The 25,659-nt window shown below is 63.6% G+C and carries 22 protein-coding genes; 10 read left to right on the top strand and 12 right to left on the bottom strand.

Annotated elements, in window-relative coordinates; all coding sequences use genetic code 11:
- Positions 1–215: 215 nt before the first annotated feature.
- The 7 genes from pip (at position 216) to ABE528_RS18885 (ending at position 8,955) form a co-directional block, all read left to right on the top strand.
- Positions 216–1,187: a prolyl aminopeptidase gene (gene pip / locus ABE528_RS18915; protein ID WP_152955606.1), complete on the top strand. Its 972-nt coding sequence runs from the start codon at positions 216–218 to the stop codon at positions 1,185–1,187.
- Positions 1,184–1,621, top strand: coding sequence for a D-aminoacyl-tRNA deacylase (gene dtd / locus ABE528_RS18910; RefSeq protein ID WP_152955607.1), 438 nt, complete (start codon positions 1,184–1,186; stop codon positions 1,619–1,621). Before pip ends, dtd begins: the two co-directional genes overlap by 4 nt.
- A gap of 263 nt (positions 1,622–1,884) precedes the next feature.
- Positions 1,885–3,621: a glucan biosynthesis protein gene (locus ABE528_RS18905; protein ID WP_346653764.1), complete on the top strand. Its 1,737-nt coding sequence runs from the start codon at positions 1,885–1,887 to the stop codon at positions 3,619–3,621.
- Complete coding sequence (mdoH, locus tag ABE528_RS18900; protein ID WP_152955608.1) at positions 3,614–6,187, top strand: glucans biosynthesis glucosyltransferase MdoH; 2,574 nt, start codon at positions 3,614–3,616, stop codon at positions 6,185–6,187. The genes ABE528_RS18905 and mdoH overlap by 8 nt, the downstream gene beginning before the upstream one ends.
- Before the next feature lie 201 nt (positions 6,188–6,388).
- Positions 6,389–7,186, top strand: coding sequence for a transporter substrate-binding domain-containing protein (locus tag ABE528_RS18895; RefSeq protein ID WP_025752328.1), 798 nt, complete (start codon positions 6,389–6,391; stop codon positions 7,184–7,186).
- A gap of 79 nt (positions 7,187–7,265) precedes the next feature.
- Complete coding sequence (locus ABE528_RS18890) at positions 7,266–8,228, top strand: amino acid ABC transporter permease (protein WP_346653763.1); 963 nt, start codon at positions 7,266–7,268, stop codon at positions 8,226–8,228.
- Entirely contained in the window at positions 8,221–8,955 is a 735-nt protein-coding gene (locus tag ABE528_RS18885) for an amino acid ABC transporter ATP-binding protein (protein ID WP_346653765.1), read from the top strand. Before ABE528_RS18890 ends, ABE528_RS18885 begins: the two co-directional genes overlap by 8 nt.
- A 110-nt stretch (positions 8,956–9,065) precedes the next feature.
- Here ABE528_RS18885 and ABE528_RS18880 read toward each other — a convergent pair whose 3' ends face one another.
- From ABE528_RS18880 to ubiE, 11 genes are all read right to left on the bottom strand, one after another.
- Positions 9,066–11,006 (bottom strand): methyl-accepting chemotaxis protein, encoded by a 1,941-nt coding sequence (locus ABE528_RS18880; RefSeq protein WP_346653762.1) that lies wholly within the window; start codon positions 11,004–11,006, stop codon positions 9,066–9,068.
- A gap of 133 nt (positions 11,007–11,139) precedes the next feature.
- The gene (locus ABE528_RS18875; protein WP_346653761.1) at positions 11,140–13,056 is read right to left on the bottom strand and encodes a methyl-accepting chemotaxis protein; all 1,917 of its coding nucleotides are present in this window, start codon (positions 13,054–13,056) and stop codon (positions 11,140–11,142) included.
- A 100-nt stretch (positions 13,057–13,156) separates the two neighbouring features.
- Positions 13,157–13,864 (bottom strand): 16S rRNA (uracil(1498)-N(3))-methyltransferase, encoded by a 708-nt coding sequence (locus ABE528_RS18870; protein ID WP_346653760.1) that lies wholly within the window; start codon positions 13,862–13,864, stop codon positions 13,157–13,159.
- On the bottom strand, positions 13,861–14,652 hold the full coding sequence (gene tatC / locus ABE528_RS18865; protein WP_152955612.1) for a twin-arginine translocase subunit TatC: 792 nt from the start codon (positions 14,650–14,652) through the stop codon (positions 13,861–13,863). Before tatC ends, ABE528_RS18870 begins: the two co-directional genes overlap by 4 nt.
- Complete coding sequence (gene tatB / locus ABE528_RS18860; RefSeq protein ID WP_346653759.1) at positions 14,649–15,026, bottom strand: Sec-independent protein translocase protein TatB; 378 nt, start codon at positions 15,024–15,026, stop codon at positions 14,649–14,651. Before tatB ends, tatC begins: the two co-directional genes overlap by 4 nt.
- 3 nt (positions 15,027–15,029) lie before the next feature.
- Positions 15,030–15,302, bottom strand: a complete 273-nt coding sequence (locus tag ABE528_RS18855; RefSeq protein ID WP_103446005.1) for a twin-arginine translocase TatA/TatE family subunit — start codon at positions 15,300–15,302, stop codon at positions 15,030–15,032.
- Positions 15,303–15,327: 25 nt separating this feature from the next.
- Positions 15,328–15,663: a phosphoribosyl-ATP diphosphatase gene (locus tag ABE528_RS18850; RefSeq protein ID WP_152955614.1), complete on the bottom strand. Its 336-nt coding sequence runs from the start codon at positions 15,661–15,663 to the stop codon at positions 15,328–15,330.
- Between the two features lies 1 nt (position 15,664).
- Positions 15,665–16,057, bottom strand: coding sequence for a phosphoribosyl-AMP cyclohydrolase (gene hisI / locus ABE528_RS18845; RefSeq protein ID WP_027592414.1), 393 nt, complete (start codon positions 16,055–16,057; stop codon positions 15,665–15,667).
- A 72-nt stretch (positions 16,058–16,129) separates the two neighbouring features.
- Positions 16,130–17,752 carry a ubiquinone biosynthesis regulatory protein kinase UbiB gene (gene ubiB / locus ABE528_RS18840; RefSeq protein ID WP_346653758.1) on the bottom strand — a complete coding sequence of 541 codons (1,623 nt, stop codon included), beginning with the start codon at positions 17,750–17,752 and terminating at the stop codon, positions 16,130–16,132.
- The gene (locus tag ABE528_RS18835) at positions 17,749–18,372 is read right to left on the bottom strand and encodes an SCP2 sterol-binding domain-containing protein (protein ID WP_346653757.1); all 624 of its coding nucleotides are present in this window, start codon (positions 18,370–18,372) and stop codon (positions 17,749–17,751) included. The genes ubiB and ABE528_RS18835 overlap by 4 nt, the downstream gene beginning before the upstream one ends.
- The gene (gene ubiE, locus ABE528_RS18830) at positions 18,372–19,142 is read right to left on the bottom strand and encodes a bifunctional demethylmenaquinone methyltransferase/2-methoxy-6-polyprenyl-1,4-benzoquinol methylase UbiE (protein WP_346653756.1); all 771 of its coding nucleotides are present in this window, start codon (positions 19,140–19,142) and stop codon (positions 18,372–18,374) included. Before ubiE ends, ABE528_RS18835 begins: the two co-directional genes overlap by 1 nt.
- 125 nt (positions 19,143–19,267) lie before the next feature.
- On the opposite strand from ubiE, the gene ABE528_RS18825 reads away from it, so the two are divergent.
- Complete coding sequence (locus ABE528_RS18825; RefSeq protein WP_016712430.1) at positions 19,268–19,543, top strand: polyhydroxyalkanoic acid system family protein; 276 nt, start codon at positions 19,268–19,270, stop codon at positions 19,541–19,543.
- 6 nt (positions 19,544–19,549) lie between these two features.
- Here ABE528_RS18825 and ABE528_RS18820 read toward each other — a convergent pair whose 3' ends face one another.
- The gene (locus ABE528_RS18820) at positions 19,550–24,268 is read right to left on the bottom strand and encodes a hypothetical protein (protein WP_346653755.1); all 4,719 of its coding nucleotides are present in this window, start codon (positions 24,266–24,268) and stop codon (positions 19,550–19,552) included.
- Between the two features lie 179 nt (positions 24,269–24,447).
- On the opposite strand from ABE528_RS18820, the gene ABE528_RS18815 reads away from it, so the two are divergent.
- Together ABE528_RS18815 and ABE528_RS18810 are read left to right on the top strand one after the other, a co-directional pair.
- A complete protein-coding gene (locus ABE528_RS18815; protein ID WP_152955619.1) occupies positions 24,448–24,867 on the top strand; it encodes a phasin family protein in 420 nt (139 codons plus the stop codon).
- Positions 24,868–24,877: 10 nt separating this feature from the next.
- On the top strand, positions 24,878–25,639 hold the full coding sequence (locus tag ABE528_RS18810) for a phasin family protein (protein ID WP_152955620.1): 762 nt from the start codon (positions 24,878–24,880) through the stop codon (positions 25,637–25,639).
- Positions 25,640–25,659 lie beyond the last annotated feature (20 nt).

The raw sequence follows: 25,659 nt of genomic DNA, 5'->3' as shown, positions 1-25,659 counted from the left end.
AATTTGCGGTTCTGTACGGAGATCGGTTCATCAGGCCGACCTGGTGAAAATCAGGGCCTGCCTAACGGCAGGCCGTTACCGGCCCGCACACAAAAAATCTGACAGTCCCCATACCGCGCAAGCACATAACATGATCTCGCCGCAGACACATGCTCAAAGCGCAATTCAGGTTTATGATGGCCCTCGGCCGACCCAAACCTCACACGGAGTGCGCAATGCAGACCCTGTACCCGCAGATCAAACCCTACGCCCGGCATGATCTGGCCGTGGAAGCGCCGCATGTGTTGTATGTCGATGAAAGCGGCTCGCCGGAAGGTCTGCCTGTGGTATTCATCCACGGCGGCCCTGGCGCAGGCTGTGATGCCCAGAGCCGTTGCTACTTCGACCCCAACCTGTACCGCATCATCACCTTCGACCAGCGCGGTTGTGGGCGCTCCACGCCGCACGCGAGCCTGGAGAACAACACCACCTGGCACCTGGTCGAGGACCTGGAGCGCATCCGCCAGCATCTGGGGATCGACAAATGGGTGCTGTTCGGCGGCTCCTGGGGCTCGACCCTGGCCCTGGCCTACGCCCAGACCCACCCCGAGCGCGTGCACGGCCTGATCCTGCGCGGCATCTTCCTGTGCCGACCACAGGAAATCGAGTGGTTCTACCAGGCAGGTGCCAGCCGCATGTTTCCGGACTACTGGCAGGACTACATCGCGCCGATCCCAGCGGAAGAGCGCGGTGACCTGGTCAAGGCCTTCCACAAGCGCCTGACCGGCAACGACCAGATCGCCCAGATGCATGCGGCCAAGGCCTGGTCCACCTGGGAAGGCCGCACCGCCACGCTGCGCCCGAACCCGCTGGTGGTCGACCGCTTCTCCGAGCCCCAGCGCGCGCTGTCGATCGCCCGCATCGAATGCCACTACTTCATGAACAATGCGTTCCTGGAGCCAGACCAGCTGATTCGCGACATGCCGAAGATCGCCCACCTGCCGGCGGTGATCGTGCATGGCCGCTACGACGTGATCTGCCCGCTGGACAACGCCTGGGCGCTGCACCAGGCCTGGCCGAACAGCGAGCTGAAGGTGATCCGCGACGCCGGGCATGCCGCCTCCGAGCCAGGTATCACCGATGCCCTGGTGCGCGCGGCCGACCAGATGGCGCGCCGGCTGCTCGACTTGCCGCTGGAAGAAGCATGAGGGGCTTGCTGCAGCGTGTGCGTGGCGCACGCGTGGAGGTCGGCGGGGAGATTGTCGGTGCCATTGACCAGGGATTGCTGGTGTTGGTGGCTGTCGAGCCTGAAGATACGCGTGAACATGCCGACAAGCTGTTGCACAAGCTGCTGAACTACCGGGTGTTCAGCGACGATCAGGGCAAGATGAACCTGTCGCTCAAGGATGTCGGTGGCGGCTTGCTGCTGGTCTCCCAGTTCACCCTGGCGGCTGATACCCGCAACGGCATGCGCCCGAGCTTCTCGACCGCCGCGCCACCGGCACTCGGGGCCGAATTGTTCGACTATCTTTTGAGCAAGGCGCGCGGCCAGCATGCCGATGTGGCGAGCGGGCGCTTCGGCGCAGACATGCAGGTGCACCTCGTCAATGATGGCCCAGTGACATTCTTGTTACAAATATGAAGTCGAAAAACCCTTTGTTTATAGGAAAACAAGGGGTTTTGTACGATAAATAGTTAGTCCACACTGATGCGTTGTGACGCATCCTGCTGGATAATCGCGCGCTGCGTGAGCCTGCGTTCGCAGGTTCGTTTCACTCTGACTCGAGCATTGTCTGGACCCGTTTGGGGAATCATTAGGCCCTTATGGGGTCCGAACAGTGCTCGCCAACCCGGCATTTGTCGCTGGCCGTTGGTTTCATGATCTGTTTTCGGCGAGGGTTGCTCGTGATTGTTAGTCCCCAAAAAGCATCAAGAATCCCCGGCACCGGGCTGCGCAAGGCCCTGATGGCCAGTGTGGCACTGGTCGGCCTGATGAGCGCGGGCCAGCTGTGGGCATTCAATCTTGACGATGTTGCAGCCAAGGCAAAGGATCTGGCCGGCCAGAAATACGAAGCACCGAAGAGCAATCTGCCGGCTGCGTTCCGCGACATGAAGTTCGCGGACTACCAGAAGATCCACTTCCTGCAGGAAAAGGCCGAGTGGGCCAAGGACAAGACCCCGTTCAAGCTGTCCTTCTACCACCAGGGCATGCACTTCGACACCCCGGTGAAGATCAACGAGATCACCGCCACCAATGTCGAGGAAATCAAGTACGACCCGAGCCGCTTCGAGTTCGGTGACGTGCCGCACGACCCGGAAACCGTCAAGAACCTCGGTTACGCCGGTTTCCGTGTGCTCTACCCGATCAACAAGGCCGACAAGCAGGACGAGATCATGACCCTGCTGGGGGCCAGCTACTTCCGCGTGGTCGGCAAGGGCCATGTATACGGCCTGTCGGCCCGTGGCCTGGCCATCGACACCGCGCTGCCATCGGGCGAAGAATTCCCGCGCTTCACCGAGTTCTGGGTCGAGAAGCCCAAGCCGGCCGACAAGCACCTGGTGATCTACGCCCTGCTGGATTCGCCACGCTCCACGGGTGCCTACAAGCTGATCCTGCGTCCGGGCACCGACACCGTGGTCGACGTGCAGTCGCGCGTGTTCCTGCGTGACCAGGTCAGCCGCCTGGGTATCGCCCCGCTGACCAGCATGTTCCTGTTCGGCCCCAACCAGCCGTCCAAGGTGCTGAACTATCGCCCGGCCCTGCATGACTCCGAAGGCCTGTCGATCCATGCCGGTAACGGCGAGTGGCTGTGGCGCCCGCTGAACAACCCGAAACACCTGGCCGTGAGCAACTTCAGCGTCGAGAACCCGCGTGGTTTCGGCCTGATGCAGCGTCAGCGCGCCTTCAGCGACTTCGAAGACCTCGACGACAACTACCAGAAGCGCCCAAGTGCCTGGATCGAGCCGAAAGGTGACTGGGGCAAGGGTACCGTCGACCTGGTCGAGATCCCGACTGCCGACGAAACCAACGACAACATCGTTGCCTTCTGGAGCCCGGAGAAGCTGCCTGAGCCAGGCAAGCCGTTCGAATACGCCTACCGTCTGCACTGGACCATCGACGAGCAGCAGTTCCAGGCCCCTGACCTGGGCTCGGTCAAGCAGACCCTGCGCTCCACCGGTGACGTCAAACAGTCCAACCTGATCCGCCAGCCAGACGGCAGTGTCGCCTTCCTGGTCGACTTCGCCGGCCCGGCCCTGGCCGCTTTGCCGGAAGACACCCCGGTGCGCAGCCAGATCAGCGTTGGCGACAATGCCGAGGTGGTCGAGAACAATCTGCGCTATAACCCGGAGACCAAGGGCTGGCGCCTGACCCTGCGGCTGAAGGTCAAGGAAGCCAACAAGTCCACCGAAATGCGCGCTGCGCTGGTGCGTGACGTACCGGTCGAGCCGGCCAAGCCTGCTGCTGAAACCAAGCAGGATAAGGCCGCGGCCAAGCACGCCAAACATGAGAAGACCGCCAAGGCGGAACCAGCCAAGGCCGAACAACCTGCCGCCGATGCGGCGCCCACCAACGGGACCCCGGCCACCACTGAAAAAGTGCTGACCGAGACCTGGAGCTATCAGTTGCCTGCCGATGAGTAACTCAAGCGCAAGGCCGGAATCGCTTGGCGAATACCTGGCCCACCTCCCACTGAGCGATGAGCAGCGCGCGGAACTCGCCAGCTGCACTTCGTTCAGTGAGCTGCACCAACGTTTGGCGGCCAACCCGGCCGCCAACACCACCGAGGCCGTTCAGGCCTCGGTCGGCCCGCGCCTGACCGTGGGCAGCGCCGCCGAGCTGGAAGACGCCGAGATGCTCGGTGTCGACGGCAGCGGCCGCCTGTGCCTGAAGATTGCACCGCCGATCAAGCGCACCAAGGTCGTGCCCGAGCCATGGCGCACCAACGTACTGATCCGCCTGTGGCGGCGCATGACCGGCCGCCCCAACGCCCCGCAGCCGCCCAAGCGCGAGCTGCCGCCAGCGCGTTGGCGCACGGTTGGCTCGATCCGCCGCTACATCCTGCTCGCCCTCATGATTGGCCAGACCATCGTCGCCGGCTGGTACATGAAGGGCATCCTGCCGTACCAGGGCTGGTCGTTCGTCGACCTCAACGAAATCGTCAACCAGCCGCTGTGGGACACCGTGGTGCAGGTCTGGCCGTATGCCTTGCAGACGTCCATCCTGGTGCTGTTCGGTATCCTTTTCTGCTGGGTATCGGCAGGTTTCTGGACCGCGCTGATGGGCTTCCTTGAGCTGCTCACCGGGCGTGACAAGTACAAGATTTCGGGTAGCAGTGCCGGCAACGAGCCGATTGCCCCCGAGGCGCGTACCGCGCTGGTGATGCCGATCTGCAACGAAGACGTGCCGCGCGTGTTCGCAGGCCTGCGGGCGACCTTCGAGTCGGTGGCGGCCAGCGGCAACCTCGACCGTTTCGACTTCTTCGTGCTCAGCGACACCAACGACACCGACATCGCCGTGGCCGAGCAACAGGCCTGGCTGGACGTGTGCCGCGAGACCAAGGGCTTCGGCCGTATCTTCTACCGCCGCCGCCGTCGCCGTGTGAAGCGCAAGAGCGGCAACCTCGACGACTTCTGCCGTCGCTGGGGTGGCGAGTACAAGTACATGGTCGTGCTCGACGCCGACAGCGTCATGAGTGGCGAGTGCCTGAGCAGCCTGGTACGCCTGATGGAGGCCAACCCGGACGCCGGCATCATCCAGACCGGGCCAAAAGCCTCGGGCATGGACACCCTGTATGCGCGCATGCAGCAGTTTGCCACCCGCGTGTACGGCCCGTTGTTCACCGCCGGCCTGCACTTCTGGCAGCTGGGCGAGTCGCACTACTGGGGCCATAACGCGATCATCCGCATGAAGCCGTTCATCGAGCACTGCGCCCTGGCGCCGTTGCCGGGCAAGGGCGCGTTCGCCGGGGCCATTCTCTCCCACGACTTCGTCGAAGCCGCGCTGATGCGCCGCGCCGGCTGGGGCGTGTGGATTGCCTATGACCTGCCGGGCAGCTACGAAGAGTTGCCGCCGAACCTGCTCGACGAGCTCAAGCGCGACCGCCGTTGGTGCCACGGCAACCTGATGAACTTCCGCCTGTTCCTGGTCAAGGGCATGCACCCGGTGCACCGTGCGGTGTTCCTCACCGGCGTGATGTCTTACCTGTCGGCGCCGTTGTGGTTCCTGTTCCTGGTGCTGTCGACGGCATTGCTGGCGACCAACACGTTGATGGAGCCGCAGTACTTCATCGAGCCGTACCAGCTCTATCCGCTGTGGCCGCAGTGGCACCCGGAGAAGGCCGTGGCGCTGTTCTCCACTACCATCGTGCTGCTGTTCCTGCCCAAGTTGCTCAGCGTCATCCTGATCTGGGCCAAGGGCGCCGTCGAGTTCGGCGGGCGCATCAAGGTCACCCTGTCGATGCTGATGGAGATGCTGTTCTCCATGCTGCTGGCGCCGGTGCGGATGATCTTCCACACCCGCTTCGTGCTGGCTGCGTTCCTCGGCTGGGCAGCGACCTGGAACTCGCCGCAGCGTGACGACGACTCCACCCCCTGGAGCGAAGCGCTGCGCCGTCACGGTCCGCAGACCCTGCTGGGCTTCGCCTGGGCCGGGCTGGTGGCCTGGCTGAACCCGAGCTTCCTGTGGTGGCTGGCGCCGATCGTCGGCTCGCTGGTGCTGTCGATCCCGGTCTCGGTCATCTCCAGTCGCACGCGCCTGGGCCTGGCGGCCAAGGACGAGAAGCTGTTCCTCATTCCCGAGGAGTACGCGACGCCGCAGGAGCTGCTGGCCACCGACCAATACACCCACGAGAACCGCTGGCATGCCCTGCATGACGGTTTCGTGCGTGCGGTGGTCGACCCACGGCAGAATGCCCTGGCCTGCGCTATGGCCACTGCCCGTCACGGTCAGGCCGCGCCGATCGAGGCAATGCGTGCCGAGCGCGTGGCCAAGGCGCTCGAGGTCGGGCCGAAAGGGCTGGACCTCAATACCCGCCTGGCCTTGCTCAGCGACCCGGTCGCCTTGAGCCGCCTGCACGAAAAGGTCTGGGCAGAGCACAATGCGGCGTGGATCGATGTGTGGCGTGCCTCGATCAACAACGACCCGCATTCGCCGTTGCTGCCGCTGCATCCGGAGAATGAAGGCCAGCCGGCACTCGTCGGCGCCTGATCGATCGCAATCGCGGGGAAATCCGCTCCGGCCAGGAGCGGATTTACCCGCGATTTTTTTTTTGGCCAACAAAGTCCCCCCCGGCTCTAGGTCCGAGCGCCGCCATGCGTTAGCATCCCTCTCCGATAATCCGCATCGGCCGGTACGGCCGTGCCAAGACAATAAGATTCGCTTCTTTACTTGCTAGGGGACTTGGTGATGATCAAGAAATACCTGTCGCGACTGCTGGTCGGTGTTACCGCCCTGGTCGCCGTAACTGCGGCCCAGGCCGGCGCCATCGATGACGCGGTCAAGCGCGGCACCCTGCGGGTGGGCATGGACCCAACCTACATGCCGTTCCAGATGACCAACAAGCGCGGCGAGATCATCGGCTTCGAAGTCGATATCCTCAAAGCCATGGCCAAATCCATGGGTGTGAAGTTCGAGGCTGTTTCCACTGCTTATGACGGCATCATCCCGGCCCTGCTGACCGACAAGTTCGACATGATCGGCAGCGGCATGACCCTGACCCAGGAACGCAACCTGCGCCTGAACTTCAGCGAACCCTTCATCGTGGTTGGCCAGACCCTGCTGATCCGCAAGGAGCTGGCGGGCGAGATCAAGTCGTACAAGGACCTTAACAACGAGAAGTACCGCCTGACCTCCAAGCTCGGTACCACCGGCGAGATGGTTTCCAAGAAGCTGATCGGCAAAGCCAAGTACCACGGCTACGACAACGAGCAGGAAGCGGTGATGGACGTGGTCAACGGCAAGGCTGACGCCTTCGTCTACGACGCGCCGTACAACGTGGTGGCGGTGGAGAAGGCCGGTGCCGGCAAATTGCTGTTCCTCGAAGAGCCCTTCACCTACGAGCCGCTGGCCTTCGGCCTGAAGAAAGGCGACTACGACAGCATCAACTTCATCAACAACTTCCTGCACCAGATCAAGCATGACGGGACCTACGATCGTATTCACGACAAGTGGTTCAAGAACAAGGATTGGCTGAAGGAAATGGAATAAGGCCCAGGCCACAAGCCCGGCTTTATGACCCCGACGCGCAGGCAAACCCTGCGCGTTCGCATTTACGGAAGTACCCCACGTGATCAAACACAAGAAAGCCCAGTGGCCCTGGCATGGCTTGACCGCCCTGGTCCTGGTGGGCCTGGCGTTCAGCCTGTACATGGCCACCTCGATGATTTCCTACGAGTGGCGCTGGAACCGCGTACCGCAGTATTTCGCCTACAAGGCCGAGGAAATCCAGCGCGCAGCCAGTAACGGTACCGTGCAGGAAATCGTCATCTCCGGCGATAACGCCCGCGTCACGCTCAAGGACGAGAGCGGCGCCGAGCAAGTGCTCGACGTGGCCAAGGACAGCCTGCAACTGAGCCGTGGCGACGATGTCGCCGAAGGCGACCCGATTGGCGTAACCCGGCACTGGGCAGCCGGCCCGCTGGCCTGGGGCTTGTGGACCACCTTGTGGATCTCGGTGGTGTCCGGTGCGCTGGGCCTGGTGATCGGCCTGTTCGCCGGCCTGTGCCGGTTGTCGAACAACCCGACCCTGCGCGACCTGTCGACCGTTTACGTCGAATTGGTGCGCGGCACACCGCTGCTGGTGCAGATCTTCATCTTCTACTTCTTCATCGGCACCGTGCTCAACCTGTCCCGCGAGTTCGCCGGGGTGGCCGCGCTCGCGCTGTTCACCGGCGCCTATGTCGCGGAAATCGTCCGTGCCGGCGTGCAGTCCATTGCCAAGGGCCAGAACGAGGCGGCTCGCTCGCTGGGCCTGAACGCGGGCCAGTCGATGCGCCACGTGATCCTGCCGCAGGCGTTCAAGCGCGTGCTGCCACCGCTGGCCGGGCAGTTCATCAGCCTGGTCAAGGACACCTCGCTGGTGTCGGTGATCGCCATCACCGAGCTGACCAAGAGCGGCCGCGAGGCCATTACCACGTCGTTCTCGACCTTCGAGATCTGGTTCTGCGTGGCAGGCCTGTACCTGCTGATCAACCTGCCGCTGTCGCACATCGCCAGCCGGCTCGAGCGGAGGCTTGCGCAAAGTGATTGAAGTCCGTGACCTGCTGAAAGTCTTCGATACCCGTGGCCATGTGGTGCGGGCTGTGGATAACGTCACCACCCAGGTCGCCAAGGGCGAAGTGGTGGTGGTGCTCGGCCCGTCGGGTTCGGGCAAGTCGACCTTCCTGCGCTGCCTCAATGGCCTGGAGCATTTCGACCAGGGCCATGTGGCCATCGATGGCCTGCAACTGGCTGATCCGAAGACCGACATCAACGCTTACCGCCGCGAAGTCGGCATGGTGTTCCAGCACTTCAACCTGTTCCCGCACATGACCGTGCTGGAAAACCTGTGCCTGGCGCAGAAGGTGGTGCGCAAGCGCAACAAGGCCGAGCGTGAGGCCAAGGCGCGGGCGTTGCTGGAGAAGGTCGGCATTGCGCAGAAGGCCAACGAGTACCCGTCGCGCCTTTCCGGTGGCCAGCAGCAGCGGGTGGCGATTGCCCGTGCGCTGGCGATGGACCCGAAGGTGATGCTGTTCGACGAGCCTACCTCGGCGCTCGACCCGGAAATGGTCGGCGAGGTGCTGGACGTGATGAAGACCCTGGCCCAGGAAGGCATGACCATGGTCTGCGTTACCCACGAAATGGGCTTTGCCCGCGAAGTGGCCGACCGGGTGCTGTTCTTCGATCACGGCAAGCTGCTGGAAGATTCGGCGCCGGCTGAGTTCTTTGCCTCGCCTAAGGACCCGCGCGCTCAGGCCTTCCTGCGCCAGGTGCTGTAGCCGCGGTGGATTCATCGCGGATGAATCCGCTCCTACAGGGATCTGCACTGCCGCAAGGGCAGCACAGTACCTGTGGGAGCGGGTTCACCTGCGAAGCAAGCGACCCGGTATCAAAGGTTGAACCGCCCCACCATCCCGCGCAATTTCCGTCCTAATTGCTCCAGCTCCCCACTCGAAGCCGCCGTCTGTTCACTGGCCGTGCTGGTCTGGTCCGACACATCCCTCACACTGATCACGCTGCGGTTGATCTGCTCGGCCACCACGCTCTGTTCCTCGCTGGCCGTGGCGATCTGCTGATTCATCCCCTGGATGCTCGACACCGTGTCGGTGATCTGCCCCAAGGCCTGCCCGGCCCTGCGGCTCAGCTCAACGCTCTGCTCGGTCAGGCGCTTGCTGTCGTCGAGCAGGCTGGTGACCTCGTCAGTACCGCTGTGCAGGCTGTCGATCAGCTGCTCGATTTCCTCGGTGGATTGCTGGGTGCGCTGCGCCAGCCCGCGTACCTCATCGGCAACCACGGCAAAACCACGGCCCGCTTCACCCGCCCGGGCGGCTTCGATCGCCGCGTTCAGCGCCAGCAGGTTGGTCTGCTCCGACACCGACTTGATCACATCGAGAATGCTGCCGATACGCTGGCTCTCGCCGGCCAGGTGCTGCATGGCGGCCAGGCAATGGTCCATCTGCCCCGCCAGCTGTTCGATACGGCCAATGGCTTCGCCTACCACCTGGTCACCCAGTTGCGCCTGCTGGTCGGCATTGGTGGCCGCCAGTGACGCTTGCTCGGCGTTTTGCGCCACCTCCTGCACCGTGGCGCTCATCTGGTTCATGGCAGTGGCGACCTGGTCGGTTTCCTCGCGCTGCTGGTTGATGCGCAGTTTGGTGTCCTCACTGCTGGCTGCCAGCTGCGACGCAGCCTGGGACAGCTGGCCGACGCCCTGGTCGATACCGCCGATCAGATCGCGCAGGCTGGCGGTCATTTCACTCATGCGGGTCTGCAGCTGCCCCATTTCGTCGCGGCGTTGCACCGGCTCGAGCTGGCTAAGGTCGCCTTTGGCAATACTCGCGGCCAAGGCCAGCGTCTGGCGCAGCGGTTGGGTGATCTGCAGGGTTATCAACCAGCCGGCAAGGATGCCCACAATCAGGGCCAGCAGCGCCACGCTGGTGAGCAAGGAGCGGGCCGCCACGGCTTCGCTGTCGCGTTGCTCGACCTTCCGTTGGCTCAGCTCCAGGCTGACGGCCCTGAGCTCGGTGCCCATCTGTTCCATTTCGTTCTGCAACTGCTCGACCCGCAGCGCCGTTTGGCGGTACTGCTCCAGGCTGCTGCGGTACTTGCCCAGTTCGATGCCAGGCTGTTCCGTCAGCGTACGTGGCAGGCCCAGTGGCGCAAGGCCCTTGAGCAGCTGGCCGAGGCTGGTATCGGCGGCATTCAGTGCGACATCGCCAACCTTGGCGAAGTCCTCAAGGGGCGAGAAGGTGTATGCCGGCACCAGGCTTTGCTGATTGGCGGTGTCGACCTGGCGGCTAAGGTTATCCATCAGGCCAAGCACGCCGCCCTGGCTGTCGGCGGGCATCTTCAGCAGGGCCTGGGTCTGCAGGTCGTCGATGACGTCGTTGAGCTTCTGCTCTTGGGCCTGCATCGCCGCGCGTACTGCGCGGCGCTCGTCGACGCTGCGTTGCAGGGTGGTGAAGGTATCGCGCAGGCGCTGCAGCATTTGCAGTTTCTGGGTCAGCATCTGGCGTGACTCATCGACGTTGCTGCGCTGCTGAAGCGTGGTCAGCATGGCATCGAGCTGCTGCAGGATGCCGGCGATCTGCGCCTTGCTGGCGTCGTCCGCCAGCACTCGGTAGGTGATGCGCTCGGCGCGCAGGTCCTTGACCAGATCATTGATCCGGCCGATCTCACTGAGTTGTTCCGAGCGGGTAATGGCGCCGTCCAGGGCGCGCCAGCCGCTGACCGTGGTGGCCAGGGTAAGCGCGAGGACCACGGCGAAGCCCAGGGCGAGCTTGGCGCCGACGCTGATATTGCCGAGCCTGTGATTGAGGTAGCCGAACATGGCAAGTCTCCGTCCAGTTGGTGGGGATGGGATGCTGGCGTAGTGCCGGCATCCCATCCCTGCCAATCGGCAGAGAGCTTGTAGGACTTGACCTGAAAGTTATGTAGGAAAATTCAGCACGAGTAATGGGGCATCAGAGCCTGAATCGCCCGACCAACCCTTGCAGGTGGGTGCCCAGGCGCGCCAGCTCGACGCTGGAACTGGCCGTTTCCTCGCTCGCCGCCGAGGTCTGGTCGGAGATGTCGCGCACATTCATCACGCTACGGTTGATCTCTTCGGCGGTGGCACTCTGCTGTTCGGCGGCGGTGGCGATCTGCTGGTTCATGGCCTGGATCGACGACACCGTGTGGGTGATGGTTTCCAGCGAGCTGCCGGCGCGGCGGGTCAGTTCGACGCTGCTGTCGGTCAGTTGGCGACTGGCATCCATCACGCTGGCCACGCGCTGAGTGCCGCTTTGCAGGCCGGCGATCAGCTCTTCGATTTCCTCGGTGGATTGCTGGGTGCGCTGGGCCAGGCTGCGCACCTCGTCAGCGACCACCGCAAAGCCACGCCCGGCCTCTCCCGCACGTGCTGCTTCGATGGCGGCGTTGAGCGCCAGCAGGTTGGTCTGTTGGGCCACCGACTTGATCACGTCGAGTACGCTGCCGATCTTGTCGCTTTCGGCCTTGAGCTGGTTCATCGCTTCGCTGGAGTTGACCACTTCGCTGGCCAGGCGCTCGATCTGCGCGACGGCCTCGCCGACCACGCGATCGCCCTCGCGCGCCTGCTGGTCGGCCATTGCTGCGGCTTCAGAAGCCTGCTCGGCATTGCGGGCAACCTCATGCACGGTGGCAGCCATTTCATTCATGGCGGTCGCTACCTGATCGGTCTCGACTTTCTGATTGTTGACCCCGCTGCTGGTCTGCTCGGTGACCGCCGACAGCTCCTCGGCGGCGCTGGCAATCTGCGTGACGCCATCGCCGATGCCGCCGATAAGCTCGCGCAGGCCCTGGGTCATGCGTTGCATGCTGGCTTGCAGCTGGCCGAGTTCGTCGCGGCGGGTCGAAAGCAGGTCCTGGCGCAGGTCGCCGTTGGCCACGCGCTCGGCGGCAGCCAGGGTCTGGCGCAGGGGGATGATGATCTGCCGGGTAATGGCCCAGGCCGCGAGCAGGCCCAGTACCAGGGCCAGGGCCGTGGCGCCGCCGAGCATGACTTTGGCCTGAGCAGTGCCCGCGTCGCGCACTGCGGTCTGCGAAACGGTCATTGCCTCACTGGTCTGCAACAGCAGCGTGCCTTGGTCTGCCATGTGCTGTAGCGCCTGCTCGCTGGCGTTTTGGGCATTGCCGAACTGGGTTACCGCATCGCGGTAAGCGGCCAGCGCGGTGGCTGAGTCGTCGAGGCTGGCGGCATATTCCGCTGGCAGCTTGGCTGGCAGTGCCTTGAGCTCGGCCAGCGCCTCGTCGATGGCCTTCAGCGCCGTCTGCTGGTAGTCAGCGTTACCGCTGTAGGTGTAGCCACGCACCTGGAAGCGCGCCTGCTGCACCAGCGCGCTGACTTCCACGGCAGGTTGGTATTGGCTGATGTCACCGCTCTGCAGCAGGCGCTGCTGCACCCGCTTGATCAGCTCGACGGCCTTGTCGGCGCTGTCACCCAGCACACCGCGAGCAGCCTCGCGGCGCTGGCCGGCCTGCTTGAGGTCATTGAAGGCCTGCTGGTACTGGCTGACGGCGGCCTGTTGCTGTTGCAGGCGCTGGCGGTCAGTGGGCTGCTCGATCTGCCCGAGCATGAAGCTGATCTGGCGTTCGAGATTGCCCAGGGCCTTTTCCAGCTCGCCGATGGCCGCATCGTTGCGGTCGCGCTGGTAGTGCTGGCGGGCGATGCGCAGCTCCTGGGTGTACTGGTGGATCACCGAAATGTTGCCCAGCTTGTCACCGCGCTCGGTCACGCTGTTCAAGCCCTGCCATCCGGTAAAAGTGATGGCCAGAGTCAGCAACAGCACCAGGCCGAAGCCCAGCCCCAACTTGCGATTGACGCTTACATTCCCCAGCGATTGGGAAAACCATTGGTACATGTTCGACTCCCCGGCAACGTGGCAGCACTGATTATTGTAGTGTTGCCAACACCATCGGCTTGCGCCGGGGAAACTTGATAGGAGAAAGCTGACCCGTTCGTCAGAAAATCCTTGAGAGCAGGGCAGTGACGGCGGTTTCCACACGCAGAATGCGATCACCCAGCTGCACGGGGGCCAGGCCAGCCTTGCCCAACAGGTCGACTTCGTAAGGGATCCAGCCGCCTTCGGGGCCGATGGCCAGGGTTACGGGGCCTTCAACCGCACGTGGGCAGGCCGGGTAGGGGCCGGGGTGGCCGACCAGGCCGAGGGTGCCGTCGGCGATGGCAGGCAGGCGGTCTTCGACGAACGGTTTGAAGCGCTTCTCGATGATGACCTCGGGCAGCACCGTGTCACGGGCCTGCTCCAGGCCGAGAATCAGGTTCTCGCGGATGGTCTCAGGGTTGAGGAAGGGCGTTTGCCAGAAGCTTTTCTCAACCTTGTAGCTGTTGACCAGGATCAGCCGCGGTACACCCAGCGTGGCCACGGTCTGGAACAGCCGGCGCAGCATCTTCGGGCGTGGCACGGCCAGCACCAGGGTCAGCGGCAGCTTGGCCGGTGGCTGCTGGTCGAAGGCGACCTGCAGCTCGGCTTCATGCGTGTCCAGGCGCAGTACCGTGGCCTTGCCCATCAGGCCGTTGATACGGCCCACGCGCAGCGTGTCGCCCACCGCGACACGGTGAATTTCCTGCATGTGGGTGAAGCGCCGATCAGCGAGAACGACACGGTCGGCCGAGACGAAGTCGGCCTCTTCAAGGAGTAACAGGTTCACGGCTGGGTCGCTGGCGGCTGGTCGTTATGGTCGTTGGTGGCTTCGTCGTCGGCATGGCTGCGCTTACGGATCAGGCTGCCACACAGCACGCCGATCTCGAACAGCAGCCACATCGGCACCGCGAGCAGTGTTTGCGAGAAAATGTCCGGCGGGGTGAGGATCATGCCGACCACGAAGCAGCCGATGATCACGTACGGGCGGACCTTCTTCAGGTACTTCACGTCGACTACCCCGATCCATACCAGCAGCACCACGGCCACCGGGATCTCGAAGGCAACACCGAAGGCGAAGAACAGCGTCATGACGAAGTCGAGATAGGCGGCGATGTCGGTCATCATCGCCACGCCTTCCGGAGTGGCTTTGGCGAAGAAGCTGAACATCAGTGGGAACACCAGGAAATAGGCGAAAGCCATGCCGGCGTAGAACAGCAGGATGCTCGACACCAGCAGCGGAATGGCGATGCGCTTTTCATGGCGGTACAGGCCTGGCGCGATGAAGCCCCAGATCTGCTGGAGGATGAACGGGATCGCCAGGAACAGCGAGACGATCATGGTCAGCTTGAACGGCGTCAGGAACGGCGAGGCAACGTCGGTGGCGATCATCGTCGCATTGGCCGGCAAGTGTTCGCGCAGCGGCGCCGAGACCAGGGTGTAGATCTGCTGGGCGAAGGAGAACAGCCCGGCAAAGATCAGGAAAATGACCGCCACGCAGCGCAGCAGGCGGGTGCGTAGTTCGGTCAGGTGCGAAACCAGCGGCATTGGCTGGTCATGTTCCGGGTTCTCGCTCATGGGGCTCGCGGCGGTTGAGGCGGTTCAGGAGGTGTGACCGGGGCGGCAGATGGCTCGACCGGCCTGGCTTCGAGCCCGGCAGGTGGCTGCACGCTGGCCGTGGTGACCGGCGGCTGCGCGGGTGGCGTCAGCGGGTTGAGGATGCGCTTGGCTTGCTCTTCCATCTGCAGGATGTGCTCGTTATGCAGTTGGCGGCGGATGTCGTCGGCGCCGATTTCGCGCTCGACCTCCATCTTGATCGCATTGAAGCTGCGTTTCAGCCGCCCGATCCACAGCCCCGCGGTACGCGCGGCGCCAGGCAGGCGCTCGGGGCCGAGCACCAGCAGGGCGACCAGGCCGACGAGCAGCAGCTCGCTGAAGCTGATGCCGAACATGGGTCAGTCTTTCCGCTGCGGCTCTTGGACCGGCTGGGCCTGGCCCTCGATGGTGTGGCCTTGCTGCGGCTGGGCAGTGTTCTGCACTGGCGGCACAGGCTGGGCGGGCGGCGGGGTCTGCTCGGCCGGCTTGTTCTCTTCTTCGCTCATGGCCTTGCGGAAGCCCTTGATCGACTCGCCCAGGTCGCTGCCGAAGTTCTTCAGCTTCTTGGTGCCGAAGACCAGGACCACGACGACCAGCAGGACGATCCAGTGTTTCCAGTCAAAAATACCCATGGTGCTCTCCTAGAATACGGTTTGCTCAGGCCGAAGGCTGACGCGAGGCTTTTTCATCATGCCCGGAAAGCCCGAAGCGGCGCTCCAGTTCATCAAGCACGGCTTGCGGATGCTGGCCCAGCGCGCTGAGCATCACCAGGCTATGGAACCACAAATCTGCGGTTTCATAGATGACATCACTGTAATCCTTGCTCACGGCGGCGTCTTTGGCCGCGATGATGGTCTCGACGGACTCTTCGCCGAGTTTTTCGAGGATCTTGTTCAGGCCCTTGTGGTACAGGCTGGCCACGTAGGAGCTGTCGGGAGCCGCTTGTTTGCGCTCTTCGAGCACTTCGGCCAGGCGGTTGAGGGTGTCGCTCATGTCAGTGTCCTGCGCTGTAGATGGCATCCGGGTCTTTCAGAACCGGGTCGACGGTTTTCCACTGGCCGTCTTCGAAGACGCGGTAGAAGCAGCTTTCGCGGCCGGTATGGCAGGCGATATGGCCCAGTTGCTCGACCATCAGGATGATCACGTCGGCATCGCAGTCCAGGCGCATTTCATGCAGCTTCTGTACATGGCCGGACTCTTCGCCCTTGCGCCACAGCTTGCCACGGGAACGCGACCAGTAGATGGCGCGTTGCTCGGCGGCAGTCAGCGCCAGCGATTCGCGGTTCATCCAGGCCATCATCAGCACGCGTCCGGTCTTGTGGTCCTGGGCGATCGCCGGTACCAGGCCATCGCTGTTCCACTTGATCTCGTCCAGCCAGTCTTTCATCGTCGACTCCAAAGCGGGCCCGCTCCTGTGCCGGGCCCTTTGCGCTAGTGTGCCAGCCAGCAGCGCGGCTGGCTATTGGCGCACGATCAGGTAAAGCCCGGCAGCCAGCATCAGCCATGCCGGCCAAGCGCCAGGCGCGGCCAGGCTGGCGGCCTCGGCGGCGCCGGTGGCCAGTACCGCTCCGCCGCCCAGCAGGCCGGCACCGAGCAGGCGCAGTGCCCAGCGGTCGCCCTGGCGGCGGCGCTCCGGCAGTTGCGGGTCTTCCAGATGCGGCTGTGACAGGCGTTCGAGCAGGTCGCGGGCCATACCGGCCAGGTGCGGTAGCTGCTCGACCTGGCCATGAATGTTGCCGAACACCGCCTTGGGGCTCATGCGGTCGCGCATCCAGCGTTCCAGGAACGGCTTGGCAGTGCTCCACAAGTCCAGGTCGGGGTACAGCTGGCGGCCCAGGCCTTCGATGTTGAGCAGGGTCTTTTGCAGCAGCACCAGTTGCGGCTGGACTTCCATGTTGAAGCGCCGGGCGGTCTGGAACAGGCGCATCAGCACTTGGCCGAAGGAAATATCCTTTAACGGTTTTTCGAAGATCGGCTCGCACACGGTGCGGATCGCCGCTTCGAATTCATTGACCTTGGTGTGCGCCGGCACCCAGCCCGAGTCGATGTGCAGTTCGGCAACGCGGCGGTAGTCGCGCTTGAAGAAGGCGATCAGGTTACGTGCCAGGTAATCCTGGTCCTCGGCGGTGAGGCTGCCGACGATGCCGCAGTCGATGGCGATGTACTGAGGGCTCCACGGCTTGACCGTGCTGACGAAGATGTTGCCCGGGTGCATGTCGGCGTGGAAGAAGCTGTCGCGGAACACCTGGGTGAAGAACACCTCGACGCCACGTTCGGCCAGCATCTTCATGTCGGTGCGCTGGTCGGCCAGGGTGGCCATGTCGGTGACCGGCACGCCGTAGATACGCTCCATCACCAGCACTTTGGGGCGGCACAGGTCCCAGTACACCTGGGGCACGTACATCAGCTCGGAACCTTCGAAGTTGCGCCGCAGCTGGCTGGCGTTGGCCGCCTCGCGCAGCAGGTCGAGCTCGTCGTAGATGGTCTTTTCGTAGTCACCGACGATTTCCACCGGGTGCAGACGGCGGGCGTCGGCCGAGGCGCGCTCGGCGGCCTTGGCTATCAGGAACAGCCACGCCAGGTCCTGGGCGATGACCGGCTTCAGGCCTGGGCGGACCACCTTGACCACCACTTCTTCGCCACTCTTGAGGCGGGCAGCATGCACCTGGGCGACCGAGGCCGAGGCCAGCGGCTCGACGTCGAAGCGGCTGAACACTTCGCCGACCTTGGCGCCGAGCTGATCTTCGATCATCGCCACGGCTTTTTGCGGGTCGAACGGCGGCACGCGGTCCTGCAGCAGCATCAGCTCGTCGGCGATGTCGGTGGGCAGCAGGTCGCGGCGGGTGGACAGCAACTGGCCGAACTTGATGAAGATCGGCCCCAGGTCCTGCAGCGCCAGGCGCAGGCGCGCACCGCGGTTGAGCTCGGAGGGCTTGCGCGGCAGCCAGCGCCATGGCATCAGCAGGCGCAGGCTGGCCAGCCACCAGGGCAGCAGGGGTTGTTCGAACAACAGGTCATCGAGACGGTAGCGGATCACCACACGCTGGATGCGAAAAAGACGGCGGACGGCGAGCAGCTTCATGCGTTATCGCTGGTATCAAGGGATCGGGAGAGGCGCTTGAGGCGGGCCTCGAGGCGTTCTGTGTCGAGCTTCAGGGTATCGAGTTCGCTGAAGGCAGCTTCAGCTTCGCGCTTGCCGACCAGGGTACGGGACTCTTCGGCCAGGTACTCGGAAAGGTTCTGGCTGAAGCGTGCCAGGCCCTGGCGGGTCCAGCGTGCGCGCAGGCGGATGTGCCCGGCCAGCATGGCCGTGGCAACCGGGCCGAGCCAGCGCTGCAGCTCGTGTTCCCAGTCCAGGTCCAGGTCCTGCAGCACGCCGAACAGGTCGAGCAGCACGGCACTGTCGCCATGCAGTTCGACCTGCGGGCTGTGCAGCACGGCAGTCTTGTCCCTGGCCAGGGCCAGTTGCACCAGGCTGCCAGCCGGGGCGCGCAGGCTGCAGTCGACCTCGCCTTCCCAGTGGGCGGCGAGCATCAGGCCTTCTTCATCGGGCAGGATGAACACCTGCAGGGCCGGTTGGCGGCAGTCGATCTCGATGACCTTGCCTTCCAGCGCGGCCAGCCGCGGCAAAGCCGTGCTGTCCATGCGCAGGACGCGGTTCAGGCCATGTTCGACACTGGCGAGCAGCCCGGCCAGCAGCATCAGGGCTTGATTCCCCGGTGCACGGCAACGATGCCGCTGGTCATGTTGTGGTAGGTGACGCGGTCGAAACCGGCCTCGACCATCATGCTCTTGAGGGTTTCCTGGTCGGGGTGCATGCGGATCGACTCAGCGAGGTAGCGGTAGCTCTCGGAGTCATTGGTGATCAGCTTGCCGGCCAGCGGCATGAAGGCGAACGAATAGGCGTCGTAGGCCTTGGACATCAGTTTGTTGGTCGGCTTGGAGAACTCCAGGATCAACAGGCGCCCGCCTGGCTTGAGCACACGCAGCATCGAGCGGATGGCTTGGTCCTTGTGGGTGACGTTGCGCAGGCCGAAGGCGATGGTCACGCAGTCGAAGTGGTTGTCCGGGAACGGCAGCTTTTCGGCGTCGGCCTGGACGAACTCGATGTTGCCGGCCACGCCACGGTCGAGCAGGCGGTCACGGCCGACCTTGAGCATCGAATCGTTGATGTCGGCCAGTACCACCTGGCCGGTCGGCCCTACAAGACGCGAGAACTTGGCGGCCAAGTCGCCGGTACCGCCAGCGATGTCCAGCACGCGGCTGCCGGCGCGCACGCCCGACAGTTCGATGGTGAACCGCTTCCACAGGCGGTGCATGCCGCCGGAGAGCACGTCGTTCATCAAGTCGTACTTGGCGGCCACCGAGTGGAACACTTCGGCGACTTTCTTCGCCTTCTGGCTTTCAGGGACGTCCTGGTAGCCGAAATGGGTGGTGGGTTCGGCGTGGTCGCCTTTGCGCTGGTCGTTCATATCGCTTCACCGAAAAAAATTACCGCCCATTCTAGGGCGAACGGGCGGATTTGTCTTGGCGGGGTGTGCCGGGTGGCAGGGGCGGGCATAATGCAGATTATGTCTACAAACCCAGGAACACCCGCATGACCCAGATCAGCGTCGAACGCAAACACTCCCTCGGCCGCGATGCCGCCCGCGCCAAGGCCGAAGCGCTGGTCGACAAGCTCAGCCGTGAATACGACCTCAAGGCCACCTGGAACGGTGACCGGGTCGACGTGGCGCGCAGCGGCGCCAATGGCAGCGTGCACATCGGTGAGGACAGCATCCGCGTAGAGCTCAAGCTCGGCATGATGCTGTCGATGATGAGCGGCACCATCAAGGGCGAGATCGAGCGAGCGCTGGACAAGGCCCTGGCCTGACGGGCATCAGGCGCTGGGGAACGGAATCAGGTCCTTGACCTGCTCGTAAGTCAGGTCGCCGCGGTAGACCTTCAGACGCTCATGCGGGCTGAGAGCATCCTCCAGCTGGGCGTCGCGCACCTTGGCCGTGGCGAACTTCAGATGCCCCTTGGCGAAGTCCCTGGGCGCAGCGTCCTGGCGCGTGTAGTGGAAGTGAGCCTCCCAGAGGATGGCGTTGCTGTTCGATTCCGCCCGGTACAGGGTATAGACGTCGAGGAAGTCCCGTTGGCCCAGGGGGCGGCGGGTGACGGTGGGCCTGATCTCGACCAGATTGTGCTGCAGCAGAAAGCGCAGCGCCTTGCTGTCGGGGTGGCGAGTGGCCAGGTAGATGGCCTTCAGCCGATTGTGCTTTTCCTTCTGCACGCGCTCGATGGCGGCGTTCAGGTTGTCGAGCAACGTCGGGCTGGATTGACGTTCGAGCTGGCTGGTCAAGGCCGTCAGCCTTTCGATGTGATGGTCGAGCACATCCGTCAGGCTGTTCGGTTCGTCGTCGAACAGCCTGGCTCGGGCAATTTCGTCATCCGTTTCGGCCACCAGGCGGGTGCCCAGGCTGCGCAACGCCTTCTGACTGGCACGTGGCTGCGGCTGCAGCTCGACCCAGGTGCTGCCTTGTGCTTCATATTCGGCCACCGGCTGCATGGCGACGGGGTCGTACTGTACGGCTTTGCCGTCGCGCAGCGTCTCATCCACCAGCAGGGTCTTGTGGCGGGCCGTGCGGATCACCCGCAGCCGTGCGTGGCGCGTGTTCTGTGGCCTGGCCGGGGGCGCTGGCCTGGCCACAGGCCAGTCGGGATGTTGCTCGGCATCCAGGCGGGCGTTGGCGTGGTCCAATGCACGCTCGGCCATGTGCCTGAGCGTCGTCATCTCCCTGATGTAGGCCTGCAGGTGTTGCGTGTTCCAGGCCGGGTCCTCCAGCGTCAGCAGGTATTTCGCCGTGCCCAGTCCTGTTTCGTACTGTTGCAGGCTGCTCTCCAGGATGGCGATCTGGTCTTGCACAGAAGGGTCGGCACGCAACAGGCCATCATGGCTGAGCATAGCCTGATGCATGTCCTTGTTCCGCAGGTTCAGCTGTTCCTGATACATCCTGTCGACGTTCTCGGCATTCAGTTGCATGCGATCCAGGGCCAGCGCCTGCAGGTCGGAGATGATCTGGGCATGCACGACCAGCGTGGAGTAAGGGCGCGTATCGATTACCTCCTTGAGGTGAGTGTGTTTTTGTGGATAGACGATCCGAGGGTCATCCAGGACTTCGGTGATCACCTCGTCCAGCCGTTGGCTGACGGTAAGCAGGCGTTTATGAACGCCCAAGGCATTCTCACGGGTCTGGCGATAAACGCCATAGGCTTGGCGCTGGGGGGACGTGGTTGGTAAACGCGCAATCGCCATGGCCTGCAGGTCGATGCCGTCGTAACTGACTTGCGACAGCAGGCGGGTGTACAACTGGGTATCGTTCCGGATCAGTGTTTCGTACCAGAGCCCGACCTCGGCCTGGTAGTCGACACCGGCAAAACGCCGCATGGCCGGCGTGTTCAGGAAGTTGAGCAGATCGATGTTGGACTGCAGCAGGGCGGCCCGTTGTTCGTAGAGTTTGCTGACGGTCCGTACCGTACCGGCATGAGCTGCCCTGAGGCTGACGCGCTCGGCGCGCATGTCAGCCATGCGTGGCGTTTCGACGGTTGCTTCCCGGCTGTGCTGGCTGCCAAGTTCCATGAGCACTTGCGAGTAGGCCTTTTCATGCTCGTCCAGCGGGGCCAAGCTTGCCAGGTTGCTGTTGATCATCGCATCGCATTCCTGGAGCGGCGCTTGATTTTCCAGCAGGGCATTGAGCAGCCTGCGGTATTCGATCTTGTCGGGAGTCGTTACCGGCGCGCCTCCGGCCAGGTTGAAGCTGATCGACCATTCACCGTTCCAGCGGCTTACCCAGTGGCTCATGACACGCTCGCGACCGACAATGTGGTAACCGTCGTCTGTACCGCCTTGGGCGACCCACTCGCCTTTGCTCAGGTCAGGGCCGATGATGCGCATGCCGTTCCAGCTTTCCTGGACTTCAAAGGCGGCATCGGCGAGCTTCACATAGAGCCGCCCGTCAACCCGGTACAGGCCGCGCAGGCGTCCTTTTTCCAGCGGCACCTGCCCCTGCAGCGACTGCCTGGCCTGGAGCCTGACCAGTGCCTGGCGCTGCTCGGCGGACAACTTGTCCAGGCGCTGGACATCGCCATAGCGACTGCCCCTGAGCAGGACCGACTGTCGTTCAATCATAGCCTCTTGCCAGCTCCGTTCTTGCACGGGGTTCGCTACTTCCACCAGGTTCACGCCGCGTTCGGCCGGTTCGGCGAAGTGCAGTTGTGGAGCGCGCTCAGGCTGGGGCACGGTTTCGGCGCTACGCTGCGCGACCAGCATCGCGAGGTTGGTCAGCAGGTCGGTGGCGGCCATGATCCGCGCATCGTCGCTGCCTTCGGCGAGGGTGTGCAGGTCGTCCGCAGAGGCCGAGAGTGCCACGATCAGCCAGGTGATACCGGCCAGGGGGCCGCGCCACAGGAGTGTGGCGCCATTGAAGATGGCCCAGGCCACCTGCTTGACCAGCTCGCCCTTGATCTGGGCATTGGATGCGCTCCTGCGGGCGGCGAAATGCAGCATGGCATCCACCCTGGCGTCCAGCAGGTGGCCATCCAGGCCGCTGGACCAGGGCGCGAACGCCACTTCGACCGGGTGCCTGGTCTTTTCCAGTGCCAACTCGGTCACCACCGAGCCGAAATTCAGCGTGGCCGCCAGTTCATCCAGGCCGACATGCAAGTGGGGTATGCGCAAGCCACCCTTTTCGTAGATCGGCCGGGCGTTGTCGTCCAGTGCATCGAGGACGCTCTTCTGCACCTCGGCGTTGCCGCGTACATGCTCCAGCATTCGCTCAAGGCTGGTGAACGCCAGCAGAGGGTCACCGTCGTGGAGGGGGCGGTAAAGCACCCAGCTCTCAGGCAACTGGATCAGGAACATGCCGTGCACTCGGTCGCTGCTTGTCGCGCCGGGCTCCCGACGCAGGGCCAACGGGGCAATGGCTGGCAGTTCATCACCAGCGTCATTGCAAAAGCCCAGTAGCGCCGTGCTCTGGGCTTCGCTCAACTGTTGGTCGAGACGCGCCTTGAGTGTGTCGAAGCGCAAGCGCTGGCGCCATTCCCTGGCGAACTGGACGATACGCTCGTGCTTTCGCGGCTGGGCAGCGACCAGGCTGCGCAGGTAGGTGGGATAGTTGCCGCCAATGTCGATCGCACGGATCAGGGCCTCGACATGGCGGACCGTCAACCAGCCCGTGTGGGTCTGGCCTTGGCGTTCGCTGATGCGGGTCATCACCTCGCCGGGCCCAAGGCGGGAAATGGCCAGCGTGGTGAGGCTTTCGGTACGCAGGTATTGGGCTTGCGGCTGCGCGGGCAAGGAGCTGGCAAGCACCTGGTCGATGCTGATGAAGACCTCGTCAGGGTCACAGGGTGTTTCACGCGGATGGTCAAGCCGCATCTGGTCGCGCAAGCGGCGACGGGCGTAGCGCTGTATGTCGTCGATATCACCGAGCGAAGTACTGCCACGGGATTGCCCCTGGCTGGCGGCCAGGTCGAGCAGGGCGCCCTGGTAGGCGAAGCGCTGCTGGGCATCGGCATTCGCCAGCCAGCCTGGCAGCGCGATGGCGGGCAGGCCCGCTACCTGCAAGGGTTGGTCGAGAAAATTACCGGAAGGGTCGCAGGCCGCGGCGAACGCCATTTCCAGTGCATCGATGGAGGCCACGCCGGTCACCCGCAAGCGCCTGAGATCGTCCAGCATGCCATTGAGCAGTTGCAGGACCTGAAACTGCACGCTGCTCCCGCTTAGCGGTCGCTGCGCCCAGGACAGGCTGTCGAAGCGGTAGCGATCCGCCAGTTCGTCCTGCAGGGCGGCTGCGAAGCCTGCCCGATCGACGTAGCGGCGAATCACCCCGGAGGGTTTGCACCAGAGCACCCGTTGGTCCGAGCCCTTGCCCGGGCTCAGCAGCAGATCTGGCAACAAGCGCGACCAACCTTTGCCGTCGACACTCAAGGTAACCTGGACGACGTTCACGGCCACGTTCTGGCCAGGCCCTTCGAGCATGGCGTAAAGCAAAGCCTGGTCATCGGCATCCAGCCCCTGGCGCGGGATATTGTTCAGCTGGGCAGCCTTGATGAGGTTGCCCAGCCACTGCATGCGCGGGGTATCGGAAAGTTCGTCGACACCGTTCCAGAAGCTGATCTGCGCTTGCGCAAAGGCCTCTGGCAGCTGCACCAGCACATGCTCAAGGTCCGCCTCCAGTTTCGCCATGTCCAGGTCGATACGCGGTTGTCGGCTGCTGTCGCTGCCCTGCGGCTGTGGATGGAAGATGGCGGGCGGGGCGAGTGACAGCGCATCGCTCGCCGTCAGCTGCAGGGGCGTGCCGTTCAGGTAGTGCTGCAGCAGTTCATCCAGCAGCGCGCCTGGGCGGACATCGCCGGCTGCGGATGACGCGCGCACCAGTGCGAATCCGTCGAGCGAAGACAGCTGTGGATAATTGCCGGGGATCATCGGATAACGGTCGATCAAGGCCTTGAAAGCTTCGTCTGCCAGGACTGCGCGCAGGCCCGGGCGCTGGCGGAAGCAGGCCGCAACCGCCTGCTTGAAGGTGGTTGTCGATGATGTGCTGGATGCGTGCATGGGCGGGGCTCCGGTGGAATGAAGCCCAAGACCCTAGCGGGTTGCCCCCACCCGGATGGGGTACATGAATGCAGCGCCTCTACCTTAGGGTGATGTTTCTAATTTTCTTCCCTACCTTGTGCACAAGCCCAACCTCCATGGGCGGTTTTTCCTCCACTCATGAGCATGAGGTACACAGCATGGCCAAAGTGATTGTGAAGAAAAAAGACGAAGCCCTGGGCACGTTGGGTGAAGTACGGGGTTACGCACGCAAGATCTGGCTGGCCGGCATTGGCGCCTACGCCCGCGTCGGCCAGGAAGGCTCCGACTACTTCAAGGAGCTGGTCAAGGCCGGTGAAGGCCTCGAGAAGCGTGGCAAGAAGCGCATCGACAAAGAGCTCGATGCTGCCAACCACCAGCTCGACGAAGCCGGTGAAGAAGTCAGCCGCGTACGCGGCAAGGTCGAAATCCAACTCGACAAGATTGAAAAAGCTTTCGACGCACGGGTAGGTCGCGCCTTGAATCGCCTTGGCATTCCGTCTAAACATGACGTTGAGGCGTTGTCCATCAAGCTTGAACAGCTGCATGAGCTGCTCGAGCGCGTCGCGCACAAACCATAAGGAGAGCAGGATGGCTGGCAAGAAGAATTCCGACAAAGAAGGCAGCTCCTGGATCGGCGGGATCGAGAAATACTCCCGCAAGATCTGGCTGGCAGGGCTGGGTATCTATTCGAAAGTCGACCAGGACGGCCCGAAGCTGTTCGACTCGCTGGTGAAAGATGGCGAGAAGGCCGAGAAGCAAGCGAAGAAGACCGCTGAAGACGTTGCTGAAACGGCCAAGTCCTCGACCACTTCGCGCGTGTCTGGCGTGAAGGATCGTGCACTGGGCAAGTGGAGCGAACTGGAAGAGGCCTTCGACAAGCGCCTGAACAGCGCCATTTCGCGTCTGGGCGTACCGAGCCGCAACGAGATCAAGGCCCTGCACCAGCAGGTCGACAGCCTGACCAAGCAGATCGAGAAACTGACCGGTGCTTCGGTTACCCCGGTCTCCTCGCGCTCTGCAGCTGCCAAGCCGGCAGCGAGCAAGGCAGCGGCCAAACCACTGGCCAAGCCGGCGGCAAAAACCGCAGCAGCCAAACCTGCAGCGGCTAAACCCGCTGCCAAGACGGCAGCGGCCAAGCCCGCGGCAAAGCCGGCTGCCAAGCCTGTTGCAGCCAAGCCTGCCGCAGCGAAGAAACCGGCGGTGAAGAAGGCCCCGGCCAAACCGGCAGCCGCCAAACCGGCAGCGCCCGCGGCCAGCGCCGCGCCGGCCGCTACCGCAGCGCCGGCACCTGCTGCGGCCCCGGCCAGCAACCCGCCTTCGGCTCCGGCCAGCACCGGCTCTCTGCTCTGATAGCGGTGTAGCAGCCTTCG

This window comes from Pseudomonas sp. TWI628 (genome assembly GCF_039673865.1).
Lineage (GTDB): Bacteria > Pseudomonadota > Gammaproteobacteria > Pseudomonadales > Pseudomonadaceae > Aquipseudomonas.
Note: the sequence above shows the minus strand (reverse complement) of the source record. Positions and strands in the feature narration are given on the sequence as shown.

Excerpts from the sequence above, each read along its gene's own strand:
- ABE528_RS18850 (WP_152955614.1), bottom strand. The coding sequence starts at position 15,663 with ATGAGCGACACCCTCAACCGCCTGGCCGAAGTGCTCGAAGAGCGCAAA.
- ubiE (WP_346653756.1), bottom strand. The coding sequence starts at position 19,142 with ATGAACGACCAGCGCAAAGGCGACCACGCCGAACCCACCACCCATTTC.
- ABE528_RS18835 (WP_346653757.1), bottom strand. The coding sequence starts at position 18,372 with ATGCTGCTGGCCGGGCTGCTCGCCAGTGTCGAACATGGCCTGAACCGC.
- ABE528_RS18815 (WP_152955619.1), top strand. The coding sequence starts at position 24,448 with ATGGCCAAAGTGATTGTGAAGAAAAAAGACGAAGCCCTGGGCACGTTG.
- dtd (WP_152955607.1), top strand. The coding sequence starts at position 1,184 with ATGAGGGGCTTGCTGCAGCGTGTGCGTGGCGCACGCGTGGAGGTCGGC.
- ABE528_RS18855 (WP_103446005.1), bottom strand. The coding sequence starts at position 15,302 with ATGGGTATTTTTGACTGGAAACACTGGATCGTCCTGCTGGTCGTCGTG.
- hisI (WP_027592414.1), bottom strand. The coding sequence starts at position 16,057 with ATGAAAGACTGGCTGGACGAGATCAAGTGGAACAGCGATGGCCTGGTA.
- ABE528_RS18810 (WP_152955620.1), top strand. The coding sequence starts at position 24,878 with ATGGCTGGCAAGAAGAATTCCGACAAAGAAGGCAGCTCCTGGATCGGC.
- mdoH (WP_152955608.1), top strand. The coding sequence starts at position 3,614 with ATGAGTAACTCAAGCGCAAGGCCGGAATCGCTTGGCGAATACCTGGCC.
- tatC (WP_152955612.1), bottom strand. The coding sequence starts at position 14,652 with ATGAGCGAGAACCCGGAACATGACCAGCCAATGCCGCTGGTTTCGCAC.
- ubiB (WP_346653758.1), bottom strand. The coding sequence starts at position 17,752 with ATGAAGCTGCTCGCCGTCCGCCGTCTTTTTCGCATCCAGCGTGTGGTG.
- ABE528_RS18820 (WP_346653755.1), bottom strand. The coding sequence starts at position 24,268 with ATGCACGCATCCAGCACATCATCGACAACCACCTTCAAGCAGGCGGTT.
- ABE528_RS18825 (WP_016712430.1), top strand. The coding sequence starts at position 19,268 with ATGACCCAGATCAGCGTCGAACGCAAACACTCCCTCGGCCGCGATGCC.
- ABE528_RS18875 (WP_346653761.1), bottom strand. The coding sequence starts at position 13,056 with ATGTACCAATGGTTTTCCCAATCGCTGGGGAATGTAAGCGTCAATCGC.
- pip (WP_152955606.1), top strand. The coding sequence starts at position 216 with ATGCAGACCCTGTACCCGCAGATCAAACCCTACGCCCGGCATGATCTG.
- tatB (WP_346653759.1), bottom strand. The coding sequence starts at position 15,026 with ATGTTCGGCATCAGCTTCAGCGAGCTGCTGCTCGTCGGCCTGGTCGCC.
- ABE528_RS18880 (WP_346653762.1), bottom strand. The coding sequence starts at position 11,006 with ATGTTCGGCTACCTCAATCACAGGCTCGGCAATATCAGCGTCGGCGCC.